Below are 12,146 nucleotides of genomic sequence, written 5' to 3' on the forward strand. Positions count from 1 at the left end.
CTGTCGAAGGTGCATCAAGGCGCGGTTTCGGGGCTGCCCAAACGGCTGCCCGGCACCTTGGCTTTCCCGGTCCGGCCCCAGCGCTGCATGACCGGTCGCTCGACAAAGTTAAACAACACCCAGCCACCGAAGATGGAGAGCGCGAAGGTGACCGCGACGATCAACGTGGCCGTCGCGCTATCGAACAGTCGGCCGCCGAGCAGCTGCGTCGCGTAAGTCATGATCAGCAAATGGATCATGTAGAAACCGAAGGAGATTTCCCCCAGCCAGATCATCCAGCGACTGTTGAGCAGCCCCTTGCGGTCATTCAGGTCACTGGCCGCAATCGCCGTGATCAGTGCGGCGATCGGCACCAGCGTCACCAGATTCAGGCTGTACTGGAACGGCACCCACATGGCCGCCAGGTAACCGCCGACCATCAACGCGAAAGCCCAGGGCACACTCAGTTCGATCCAGCGCCCGGCCATGAGAATGCGCGCCATGAGCATGCCCAGCACGAACTCGAACATCCGCGCAGGCGGGAAGAAGTAGGACCACCACCATTGGCTCAGGGAAATCGGGTACTCATTGATCAGTGGTGTCGCAGGCGCCAGCATGCGTATCGCCACTTGCGTCAGGGCCAGGCCGGCGACCATCGCCCAGGCCCAGTGCCACAGGCGCTCCTCGGAAATGTTCCAGATCAGCTTGAGCACCAGCGGGAACAGCAAATAGAAGAACAATTCGCAGCACAGCGACCAGGACGGACCGTTGACGCTGAGGAAGGTGTCCATCCGTGGAATCCAGGAATGCACCAGCAGCAGGTTGGGCAACCAGATCGCCACGCTGGCGGCAGGCACGGCAAACAACGCCATCGCCAACACCCAGGTGGCGATATGGTTTGGGTAGATTTTCAACAAACGGCGTTTCCAGAAGCCCGTCACGCTGTCGCCTTTGCGGGCCGACCAAGTGATCACGAAACCACTGAGTACAAAAAAGAATGACACCCCGAGCCAGCCACCGCCGCTGAAGATCCGCTGGAAGGCATTGATCACATCGGTGTCCGCATAGGGGTTGAAACCGATGATCCGGGTCAGTGAGGCGTGAAACATGAACACCATCGCCGCCGCGAAGAAACGGATCCCGGTGAGCGAGTCGAGTTTGCTGTGGATATGCGAATGGTAGAACTCTGCTTTTTTCATTTCCCGATCCCCAAATAGTCATGGCGCGCCCAAGACACCTGCGTGTCCGGGGCGTGCTCCCTGTAAAAAAACACACGACAGTCTCAGCGGCGTTGCGAGCATTGCAGGCAATGTTGCGAGGGTCCGTTGACCCCAGGGGTACGGCTGAATGCAGACATTTTTCTAGTGGCGGAACGCTGGGAGAACCGCTTTTCTTGTGCTTGCGGCCGGTCCCCGGGCAGGGACCGGCGCGAAGGTCATTCCCCGTAAACGGCGTTGCAAAGGTCAACGGTGAACTGCCCGAACATGCCTTCGAAAGCAGTATTGGTGAAGGCGACGACCGTCAATTGTTCGACCGGGTCGACAAACCAGGAGTGTCCGTAGGCACCGCCCAACCGCCAGCTGCCGACCGATTCGGCTGTCTGTGCGGCGGCCGGGTCCTTGAGCACGGTAAAGCCCAGACCGAAGCCGCGACCGGGCCAGTTTTCCAGTTCAAGCTCGCCGGTCTGGTTGCTGGTCATTTCCTCGACCAGCGCTTTAGGCAACAACGGCGCGCCACCTTTGCGCAGGGTTTCGAGCAACTGGAGGAATTCTCCGGCGCTGCCGATCAAGCCTGAACCACCAGAGTTGAAAGCCTGTGGATCGAGGGCTCGGCCCGGCTCCAGCTTGATGCCGGCAGTGCCTTCAAAAACCGGAACCACTTCCAGTTCTTTCATGCGCCGCGGTTGTGGCTGATCATTCAGGTATGCCGGGCTCAGGCGGCTGGCGTCAGACACGCCGAAACCGACATCGCCCAAGCCCAGTGGCTTGGCAATCAGTGTGTCGATAGCGGCGGCCAGCGAAGTACCGGTGACCGCTGCGATCACGCCGCCCAGCACATCGGTCGCAATCGAGTAGCCCCACGAGCTGCCCGGTTTGTACAGCAAGGGCGCGTGGCTCAGGCGGCGCAGGTTTTCTTCCAGCGTCAGGTTGCTGCGCTCCATGCCATCGGACACACCGGCATCGCGATAAGGGCCACCTTGATCGCTTTCCAGAAAACCATATGTGAAGCCGGCGGTATGGCTCAGCAACTGGCGCACCGTGATCGTCGCCGGCTGGCCGTCGCTCAGCGTTGGCTTGAAGTAAGGCAACCAGCGGGTGATATCGTCATCCAGGTTGAGTTTGCCCTGGCCGATCAGTGCCAGTGCCGCCACCGAAACGATCGGCTTGGATACCGAAGACAGCCGAAACAAGGCATCCTCGCGCATCGGTAACTGCGCCTCACGGTCGGCCAACCCGGCCGCGCGCTGGTAAATGAGCTTGCCGCGGTGAGCCACCAGCACCACCGCGCCCACCAGGCGCTGATCGTGCAGGGTCTGCTCCAGCACCGTGTCGATGCGCGAAGCGAGCTGGACGGGTGCAAACGAGCGTAGAGACTGTAATGGGCGAAGCGGTTCGTTGACTGACATTGGCGGACCTGAATAGTTGAATGAATGACTCGATGTCTCGATGGTAGAGCCGGCCGTTGTCGGGAAACAGAGGTTACAATTCCGAGGTCCACGGACCTTTTTGTCCGCAATCAAAGGAGTGAGTGTTGGATAAGCTCAATGGCATCACGGTGTTCGTGCAGGTCGCCGAAAGCCTCAGTTTTGTTGGGGCCGGCCGCTTGTTGGGGATCTCCGCCTCGGCGGTGGGCAAGAGCATCGCGCGCATGGAAGAGAAACTCGGCGCACGCCTGTTCCATCGCAATACCCGCAGCATCAACCTGACCAGCGAAGGCTCGTTGTTTCTGGAGCGCTGCCGCCGGGTGCTCAACGAACTGGAAGCCGCCGAGCAGGAACTCTCCAGCTCCAGCGAGACACCACGAGGAAAACTGCGCATCAGCCTGCCGCTGCTGGGCGACGTCCTGTTCATGCAGCTCTCGCGATTCATGCAGCACTATCCGCAAATCCAGCTGGAACTGGACTTCACCGATCGGCTGGTGGATGTGGTCGAGGAAGGTTTCGACGCCGTGGTGCGCACCGGCCAGTTGCACGACTCGCGGTTAATGGCCAGGAAACTCGACAGCTTCGGCTTCTACCTCGTTGGCGCCCCCAGTTACTTTGCGAACCACGGCTACCCGCAGAATGTCGAGCAACTGCAGGAACACCACTGCCTGCATTACAAACTGCCCTCCACGGGCAAACTGGAAAAATGGCCACTGTCGGGGCTTGCCGAAGGCAGCGAGTTGAAAGTACCGGCCACGATGGTCTGCAATAACCTTGAAATGCTGATCCACATGGCCCGCCAAGGACTGGGCCTTGCCTGCGTCCCGGAGTTTGCGGTGCGCCAGGCACTGGCGGCCGGAGAGCTGGTGTCGATACTGCCCGATCAAGTGCTGCGCACGCTGGACATCCAGGTGGTATGGCCGTCAAGCCGCTACCTGACGCCGAAGTTGCGAGCGTTTATTGATTTTGTTTGTGATGGGGGTATTTGAGACCAGGCTGATTTGCATTGGCAAATCCAAACCGTGCTACCGAGTGCTTTCTACATCCAGCCGCAGAAGCAACCATCAGGCTGCCGGCATCAACTCCCGCGTAAGCCACGTCGCCAGCCGCGAAATCATCAGCGTCCAGTCAGATCATGTTCATTGAGCAACGGCCGGAAAAATGCCATGGCCGCCTCGCGGGCCTGCAACAAGGTGAGCATAAGGGACGGTCTGGGGGTCAGGATGGTTCACGCGGAAAAATAGGTCGAACGCTACGCCGGCCCGGATACAAACACCAGGAGATGGGCCAGCCCAACCTCAGCACTGAGCGTCGCGATCTGGTGGTGCGCTGGATCAGCACCGTCGGCAACTACGACTACATGGCCGAAGCCTATTCGTTGGGCTGGAATGGCGGATGCAGGTCCTTCTACTTGGCAAAAAATAGATAGTCAGAGGATGTCGCGCAACTCAAGGGGTAAGCGTTCTTCTCTCGATAGGGACTGACAAAACAATGCTTGTACGTGTTTCACCGTACGCGTTGATCCTCGCAATGACATTCTCGATATCGGCCATTGACTTGGCATAGATCCTGATCAGGTAGGAGTCGTTACCAGTGATGTGTAGACACTCAACGACTTCGGGTATGTCGTTGAGCGTCGCTATCAATTTGGATTTCGCCGGCTTGAGGGTGGTGATGCCGACGACAGCAGATATGCCAAACCCTAGCTTGGTTGGATCTAACTGAGCGCTATAGCCCTTGATGACCCCGGAGTCTTCGAGTTTTCGCAGCCGATCAGTGGTGGCGGGAATAGAAAGACCCGCGTGCCTGGACAGCTCTGTGATGGAAATGCGACCACAGTCCTGCACCTTTCCCAGGATTTTTGTGTCTATACGATCCATGTACGTTTCCCCAGTAAAAAGTATAAATTTTAATGAAAAGCATGTGTTTTTCATTAAAAAATAATGCACCAAAATAAAGCGCAGTGCTAGTCTATTTACAGCCCGACAAAGCCTAAAAAGAATCAGGGAAATCAATAGCCCTAATCTTTAGCGTTACGCACCGCATAATAAAAAATTTCCTTCAGGGATGGTGTTCGCATGGAAGATGAAAAAATAAAGTGTGCAAAAAAGTCCTGTCCATCATTCACCAAGTATATTGGAACGGAAGTCCTAGGTTTTCGCAACTTCAAGATGGATCAGGTGTTCATGTATCTGGCTGGCGTCACCCTGTTCTCGGTCGGTGCCAAGTTTTTCATAGTCAGTCGACTGGGAACTGATCCTTTAGATGTCCTGATCATTTCAATCAATAAAATACTCATGCTCGGAATGGGTGTTTGTTCGGGCATCGTTGCTATATTCTTTCTGCTGTGGTGGATGCTGTGGAACAAGAAATACCCTCCGATAAGTCCCTTTATTACAACTACGCTTACCGGCCTGCTAATAGACCTCTGGTCTGTGCTGGGGCTTGGAGAGTATTTGATTGTCAGAGTGGATGAGTACACGATATTAGCGATGGGACTGATCGTGTGTGCTTATTCATCCGCACTGATCATCATGAGCGGTATTGGTATCAGAATCATGGACCTTGTGGTGCTTACCATGGTTTCCAAATGGGCGTGGTCATTCACCAAGGCTAAAATGATCATTGAAGTTGGAATCTTTTCGACCGGGTGGCTTTTAGGTGGGCCGTTCGGTGTGGGAACGATTGCATTTTTGTTGGTCATAGGCCCTCTCATACAACCATTCATGAATATAAATGCCAGGCGCTTTTCACTTAAGAATTATGGATTAACCAACGCTTCTTCTGCCTACCCATAACGACGAGAGGGATTGCGGCCACCGTGGCTGTGGGATTATTTTGCCTCGACTATTTTAACCGGTGATGTTGACAGTAACTTCCGAGATGAGGAGTGAGTAATGGAAAATACAAAAAATAAAAACTGGACCTTGGAAAGCATGCCCGCAAAGCTGGAAGAAATACTTCCTGACGGTAGTGTAAAGTGTCATCTTTCCCCTCGAAACTGTGTCATCCAGGAAGGCAAGGTAGGTTTTTGCAAGGTGCGCGGAAACAGAGGGGGTCGGTTAGTTACATTGAATTATGGTAAAGGCGTTCACAGTACCGAAGAGACAATCGAAACCGAGGCGGTATTCCACTTTGCTCCCGGAGAGCGAATCCTTTCCTTAGGCAATATCGGCTGCATGCTTAACTGCGGCTACTGTCACAACTGGAAGACCTCCCAGGCCAAATATGTGACAGACAAAGACGTGTACTACTATACCCCTGAACAGGTGGTGGAAACTGCACTAAAGCATGGTATACGCGTCATCTCCTGGACTTATAACGACCCTGTTGTCTGGCATGAGTTCATCCTCGACACGGCAAAGCTGGCAAAGGAAGCGGGGTTGATCAACTTATATAAATCTGCATTTTTTATCAGTGAAGAAGCCATTGATGAACTATTGCCGGTCATTGATATATTCTCCATTTCGCTAAAATCCATTTCCCCTGAATACTACCGAAAAGTCACAACAGGCTGGGTAGAGCCCGTTCTGGCCGGCATCAAGAAAGTATACGATGCGGGTAAATATGTTGAAGTCAGCACTTTGATGGTGACCGACATCAGTGACGATGAGGATACCGCCAGGAAGATTAGCCAGTGGGTATTGGATGAACTGGGCCCGAATGTACCGCTCCACTTTGTAAGGTTTCACCCCGATTATAAAATGAGTAATAGCATCCGGACCCCCGTGGACAGACTCCTGAAGGCTCGAGACATCGCTCGGAGCATGGGGGTTGAGCATGTTTATCTGGGAAACGTGAATGATGTCGAGGGCACCAATACCAGTTGCAATAACTGTAACGCTCTACTCGTTACCCGCTACGGTTTGAATGCTGACATCATCGGACTGGATAGCAATGGTTGCTGTACTCAGTGTGGGCACGATGCACATTTCAAGTTACTTGGCGAACACAAAGTGAACATTCCTGTTGAACTGCAAGAGGATGCGTTGACCGCTTACGAGAAGCGAAAGTTCGAGTGGCATGGGGATATCGTATCGCTGCATGCCCAAGTACTGAATACTGAAGGCTTTGAACAGACCGTCTACCTGCGGCGCAATTATACCGATGGGCTTAACAGTGATTGGAAATCACTGACATTGCGGCCGTACGAAAGCTATCGATTCATTGTCGCCAAGGCGCGAATTGATGAATCAGGCCCTGAGGTCTGGCTTCCCAAGGGAGTTAACTCAAATCTTCATGAAGTATTCGACAGGGCTCACTTCCCAACCGAGTCGATTGAAGAGATTGGTATTTCGCAAAATGACATCACGCCGACAATTGGTTATGAAGGCAAACAGAACATGTATGAGCAGATTATCAAACTGGTCAACAAGTCATGAATGTGTCTACTGAAATACTCCATATCAAGGTCGATGACCGAGAGGCCCATCCATCTGTGACGCCTATTTATCAGTGCAGCGCTTTTAGCGCTGACTCGGCGTTCTTCTACTCGAGAAAAGCCAATCCCAACGTGACTGAGCTGGAACAGGTTGTCGCTTCCTTGGAAGGCAGCGAATACGCCTTGGCCTACAGCACCGGAATGAGTGCCATCTACATGGTTTTGGAGCTGCTGAAACCGGGTGGGTCGCTGGTGATCAACAAATACATCTATGGCTGTTCTTATAAACTGTTTCAGCGATATGCTGCACGTATCGGTGCGCAACTTACGATTCTGGATCTCACCACAGAAAGTGGGTTGGAAGCGTTGCCATCGAACGTGGATATGGTCATTTTCGAAACGCCGACCAATCCCTTCCTGAAAGATATTGATATTCATGCGGTCAGCAGGGCGGTTAAGCAAAACAACCCACAGGCCCTGGTAGTCGTTGATAACACTTGGGCCACTCCGATCTTTCAAAAACCTCTAAACTTTGGCGCCGACATTTCTCTGTACAGTGCAACGAAGTATTTCTCCGGGCACAGCGATGTCATGGGCGGCCTGGTGCTTATCAACAGTGAAATGATTTATAAGCGCCTGCTCGAAGGTCGTTTTTATTCAGGCTCAATATTAGCCCCTTATAGCGCATGGTTGCTTCGCAGAAGCATGCAGACGTTTAACCTACGCATGGAGAAACACAGTAACACTACCTCCAGCATGCTCAACTACCTGCAGGAACTGCCCTTTATTGAGCATGTTTATTATCCGCGAGTCGATGGCAAACAACTGACCGGATATGGTGGCATTGTGTTTGTTGATATTCGGCCCGATCTGGTTCCCTTTTACAAAATCTTCACCAGCGCCCTCAAATGGTTTGGAACGGGCACGGGAATGGCATGTGTCACGTCGATGGTTGCTCAACCCTTTAGTGGGAGCCATGCCTCAATGACTGAGCAGGAAAAAGCGGACATGGGGATTGAAAAGGGTTTGGTTCGATTGTGTTTTGGTTTAGAAGCCCTTGAGGATCTTAAAGAGGATCTGCTTCAAGCATTCGAAACCATGGAAAACATGGAAAACATGGCGAATCGAGAACGTGCACTTAAACCTGCGTAGTTGATGTTAATCATGAGCAACGAGCTTTCAACGGCTCGTTGCTTTTTTTATGGAGAAGCGAAATTGTCCATTGCATTCGAAAAAACGATATTCGAAGACCCTACTCTGAACGTTATCCATCTTCTAAACTCCATTTCCAATGAAAATCCAGAGGCTATTTCTCTGGCTTCCGGTCGACCTGATGATGAGCAATGCGACCACGCCCTCATCGATAAGGGGCTGGCCAGCTATGCACGATACATCGCCGATACGGAACATTCACTTGCGACACTCCTTTGCCAATATGGAAAAACCGCCGGGATTATCAATGAGATAATCGCCAAATATTTGCAGGTGGATGAAGGGATAAAAATTTTCACCCCTGAAAGTATTGTCGTGTGTATGGGGTTTCAAGAAGCTGCCACCTTGACACTGTTAGCCATTTTTGAAGGGGGCGGTGTTTTATTAGTGCCTGACCCTGTGTTTTCCGGGATAACCGGTATTGCGAAATTATTAAGAATAAAAATTGTACCCGTCCCCATGGACACCTTCCTCGATCCCTCTGCCCTGCGTAAGGTCGCCAAGGAGCTGGAGTCCAGGGGGGAAAAGATAAAAGCGCTGTACGCGATTTCAGATTTTAGTAACCCTACTGCTGACAGCCTTTCCTATGAAGACAGGAAGGCTATGCTCTCCTTGGCCAATGAAATTGACTTTTTAATCCTGGAGGACAATGCCTACAGCTACTTCAGGTACGAGGGAGATAAAATCCCTTCGATGAAGTCGATCGACAGTAGTCGAGTGTTCCTTCTTGGCTCTTTTGCAAAGTCGATTTTTCCGGGATTGCGTATGGGCTATCTAGTCGCTCCGGAGGGCGCCGGGGTGATGTCCTTTAGCAGTAGATTATGCAAAGCCAAAAGCTTGATCACGGTCAATACACCTGCCCTGTGTCAAGCGGTTGTCGGAGGTTTGTTGATAGAGAACAATTACTCTTTAAAAAACCTGAACCAACCAAGAGTGTTGTCTTACACGAAAAAAAGAAACTGCATGATTGAATGCCTTGAACGTGAATTCCCGTTCAAGGATAATTCTCGAAGAACTGTCACCTGGAACCATCCGACAGGTGGTTTTTTCATCAATGTACAGTTGCCTTTCACCTTTGAATATTCTGAAATGTGCGAGTGCGCCAGGAATTTCAAGGTTATTGTATTTCCCACTTCCTTGTTTTCACTGACGAATGAGGCTGTTACTCAGGTCAGATTGTCGTTTAGTAATGCGACAGAATCAGAAATCCAACAAGCGATAGGCCGCCTCAGGGCGTACATTGAATTTAGAATGCAGTAAAGCATCCTCCCGTGGGCCTTGGGGATTGATGCCAAGGCGTGTTGATCAGTCAATGAGAAACAAGCCTTGTATGACTTTCCGCTCAGGTACCTGTGGCAAGCATAACGCCAGTGGCTACCTGATAGGCACCCAGGATGCTTATGGTTGACCCGGAAAAATAGTTGATCAACCTAAGCTTTGATTGGGAGATCCGGGTCTTGAATATGGAGGAGAATCCGCTCAACCCCAGCCACCAGACAGCCGAGCCTAGAAATATACCGATCACCATAGGCAACACTGAGTGCTGACTGCTTTGATCATTGACCATGCCGTCACTCATGGCGGCAAATATCGCAATAAACGACAAGATGGTCATTGGGTTTGACAGTGTCAAAAACAGTGTAGTCGAGTAGGCTTTGAACATGTTGGCTCGCTCACCCGCCAGGGCTGTTGTGCTCCCTTTCGATCTTATTGTTTGATAACCAATGTACGCGAGGAACACTCCCCCGAAAATACACAACCATGGTTTGAAGCTAATGAGCGTCGCTATGATAGCTGTAATCCCCAGCGCACCGACAAATCCATAGATCGAATCAGCTGTAGCCGCCCCCAATCCTGTCGCGAAACCTGCTCTCCATCCCAGCATAAGGCTCCTCTGTATGCACAACAGCCCAATGGGCCCCACAGGGGCTGCAATACAAAGCCCAATGACCATTGACTTAACGAAAATCAACATAGATGCACCTCCGTAATTGATACTGAAAGGTTAGGGGAAGTGCACTTTTTTATGAATTAATTATTAATCTTCACACAGGCTTTTCCGACAATTTTGCACGAAGTATTCTTGTTTTTCCTTCATTACTAAGGTGCAGCGGTGTCCTGGGCACCGGATACTCTCGATACCTATCCGGCACTGGAAGTCCGTCCGATGGACACTTGAAGTGGCTGGCGGATGCTGATCCGAAGACCAGCACCAGCCAATGCTTCAGAGACGAAACCGATCTATCGATTGCGAGAGTTTGCCCGTCAGCTGGCCTTAGAGGCAGCCCTGATGGAGTTGACCTTGAGGGTTGAGAGCCAAGACGGATACTGACTATCGAATCGTACTTTTCCATGTCCGAATCACCGAGTGAATGATTTGCTGGTCCTGCTAACGAAGCCATTCAGGATGATGACGTGATCTGCATCCAGCGTTCTATAAATTCAACCAGGGTCTGCTTAATCGTTGGTGTCATCGTGTCTTATCATTTGGTTTAGGTAATGATGCTCTGAAGCGCCGCCATCAGAGTGGTACCCGATGTATCTTGCACAGGAAAAAGCTGGTCCACGGCATAGCTAACGCTAGGAAACTCTCCGTAACTGACGGCCGTCTCGCCGGTCATATCGCTAAATAACACGTTACCACTGGGGTAAGTCGTCGGCTCTACCATGTAGAGTCCCCAATTGGCACTCAGAGTCACCTCGTCGCTGAACTCATAGAGACAGAAGCCCATCAGGTAGCTACCGGTATTGGTGGCAAGATAACTCACAATGGTCTGTACGATGTCCAGGGTGACCGTGGTGAACTGTGCTTGCTGCCCGCTTGCTCCATTGTCCGACCGCGTTACCCCTATTTCACTGAGCAGCAGGGGAACGCTGAATTGCTGACCGGGTCAGTTCAGGCTGTTCGTCGTCGCGTTACTGGACCAGCTGTCGTATTGCCCCAACGTCGTGGTCAAGCCCTCCCCGACTTGATAGATATTGACGCTGTTGAAGTACCAGAGGTTGTTATAACCGATGATATCGCCGATGCCGGCCCAGGTGCCCGAGAAAGTCGCGCCATCGCCGCCAGTGGTGCCCTCCGGCAGATTAGTGTTAGTCGTCACACCCTTGAGGAAAGCCTGAAACCAGTAGCTCAACGGCGGATTACCCGACGATGGGTCGCCCTGGTCTGCGTTCGAGATGGGGCTGGTCAGTAACACGTAGCGATATTTGGCGGCACTGATCTGCAGCTGCAGGTTAACGATCCACCATATCACCCTGGCCAGGCGTGATCCCGGACCAACCGCCCCACTGCTTCCCTGACCGACAAACGTATTGATATCGATCTCGTTGCCAACGGAGAAACTATGGACGGCCGGATGGATATCGCCGCTGACCACCACGCTACTGACAAATTGCTTCAGTGCGCTCTGTATGTCGGACGGCGCGCTGTCGAAGCTGTACGAGGCGTCAGGGTCATTACCGTTCCACGCATAAGTGTCGTCAGACAGGAAATAATTGGATATGGGCACCACAACCTTTACGCCACTTTGATGCGCATAGTCCAGAAAGTTGATATGCGCGGTGCCATACGTTCCGTTCCAGCCGCGTGTTGCGCCCCAGTCATAGAGGCGAACCAAGTTAAAGCCGAAGCTGCCGATCACTCCGATATCGTTTCGGTAGGCGTTGCCGCTTGTGTCCTGCCCGGTATTCCAAAGCGCCTGGAAACTGTCGTTAAAGAAGTCGGAATCAGAGAACTGCGCTTGTGCCCCGGAGTTGGAATATGGTGGAGACCATGTCGTCCATGTCGGGCTGTATACCACTCCAAATACAGTGTCCGAAGTTTCCATTTTCGATCCTTCCTTTCATGGGTGATCCGCATGTTGCGTAATCTGATCATCAAGTAGTCGAGGGCCCTGAAAGGCCCTTTATTTACTACCTAACGGCTCT

The 12,146-nt window shown here is 52.1% G+C and carries 10 protein-coding genes and 2 pseudogenes; 6 read left to right on the forward strand and 6 right to left on the reverse strand.

Going from position 1 to position 12,146, the window contains the following annotated elements:
* Positions 1-14: 14 nt before the first annotated feature.
* Both PMI30_RS25690 and PMI30_RS25685 read right to left on the reverse strand, forming a co-directional pair.
* The gene (locus tag PMI30_RS25690) at positions 15-1,178 is read right to left on the reverse strand and encodes an acyltransferase family protein (RefSeq protein ID WP_008006172.1); all 1,164 of its coding nucleotides are present in this window, start codon (positions 1,176-1,178) and stop codon (positions 15-17) included.
* A 236-nt stretch (positions 1,179-1,414) separates the two neighbouring features.
* The gene (locus PMI30_RS25685) at positions 1,415-2,605 is read right to left on the reverse strand and encodes a serine hydrolase domain-containing protein (RefSeq protein ID WP_007896257.1); all 1,191 of its coding nucleotides are present in this window, start codon (positions 2,603-2,605) and stop codon (positions 1,415-1,417) included.
* Positions 2,606-2,730: 125 nt separating this feature from the next.
* On the opposite strand from PMI30_RS25685, the gene PMI30_RS25680 reads away from it, so the two are divergent.
* A complete protein-coding gene (locus PMI30_RS25680) occupies positions 2,731-3,612 on the forward strand; it encodes a LysR family transcriptional regulator (protein ID WP_008006175.1) in 882 nt (293 codons plus the stop codon).
* 137 nt (positions 3,613-3,749) lie between these two features.
* Here the strand turns inward: PMI30_RS25680 and PMI30_RS31480 are convergent.
* Positions 3,750-3,848: pseudogene (locus tag PMI30_RS31480) on the reverse strand (homoprotocatechuate degradation operon regulator HpaR); the annotation flags it as partial.
* Between the two features lie 22 nt (positions 3,849-3,870).
* On the opposite strand from PMI30_RS31480, the pseudogene PMI30_RS32035 reads away from it, so the two are divergent.
* Positions 3,871-3,986 (forward strand): annotated as a pseudogene (locus PMI30_RS32035) (copper amine oxidase); the annotation flags it as partial.
* An 85-nt stretch (positions 3,987-4,071) separates the two neighbouring features.
* Here the strand turns inward: PMI30_RS32035 and PMI30_RS25675 are convergent.
* Positions 4,072-4,503: an Lrp/AsnC family transcriptional regulator gene (locus PMI30_RS25675; protein WP_008006181.1), complete on the reverse strand. Its 432-nt coding sequence runs from the start codon at positions 4,501-4,503 to the stop codon at positions 4,072-4,074.
* Between the two features lie 198 nt (positions 4,504-4,701).
* On the opposite strand from PMI30_RS25675, the gene PMI30_RS25670 reads away from it, so the two are divergent.
* From PMI30_RS25670 to PMI30_RS25655, 4 genes are all read left to right on the forward strand, one after another.
* A complete protein-coding gene (locus PMI30_RS25670; protein WP_008006183.1) occupies positions 4,702-5,421 on the forward strand; it encodes a YczE/YyaS/YitT family protein in 720 nt (239 codons plus the stop codon).
* 99 nt (positions 5,422-5,520) lie between these two features.
* Positions 5,521-7,005 (forward strand): AmmeMemoRadiSam system radical SAM enzyme, encoded by a 1,485-nt coding sequence (amrS, locus tag PMI30_RS25665; RefSeq protein ID WP_007896262.1) that lies wholly within the window; start codon positions 5,521-5,523, stop codon positions 7,003-7,005.
* Positions 7,002-8,156, forward strand: a complete 1,155-nt coding sequence (locus PMI30_RS25660) for a trans-sulfuration enzyme family protein (RefSeq protein ID WP_008006185.1) — start codon at positions 7,002-7,004, stop codon at positions 8,154-8,156. The genes amrS and PMI30_RS25660 overlap by 4 nt, the downstream gene beginning before the upstream one ends.
* A 63-nt stretch (positions 8,157-8,219) precedes the next feature.
* Positions 8,220-9,476, forward strand: coding sequence for an aminotransferase-like domain-containing protein (locus tag PMI30_RS25655; protein ID WP_008006186.1), 1,257 nt, complete (start codon positions 8,220-8,222; stop codon positions 9,474-9,476).
* A gap of 82 nt (positions 9,477-9,558) precedes the next feature.
* Here PMI30_RS25655 and PMI30_RS25650 read toward each other — a convergent pair whose 3' ends face one another.
* On the reverse strand, positions 9,559-10,191 hold the full coding sequence (locus PMI30_RS25650; protein ID WP_008006188.1) for a LysE family translocator: 633 nt from the start codon (positions 10,189-10,191) through the stop codon (positions 9,559-9,561).
* A 916-nt stretch (positions 10,192-11,107) separates the two neighbouring features.
* Positions 11,108-12,046 carry a hypothetical protein gene (locus tag PMI30_RS0129405; RefSeq protein ID WP_008006191.1) on the reverse strand — a complete coding sequence of 313 codons (939 nt, stop codon included), beginning with the start codon at positions 12,044-12,046 and terminating at the stop codon, positions 11,108-11,110.
* Positions 12,047-12,146 lie beyond the last annotated feature (100 nt).

The organism is Pseudomonas sp. GM50 (assembly GCF_000282375.1).
In the GTDB taxonomy this organism is placed as follows: Bacteria; Pseudomonadota; Gammaproteobacteria; order Pseudomonadales; family Pseudomonadaceae; genus Aquipseudomonas.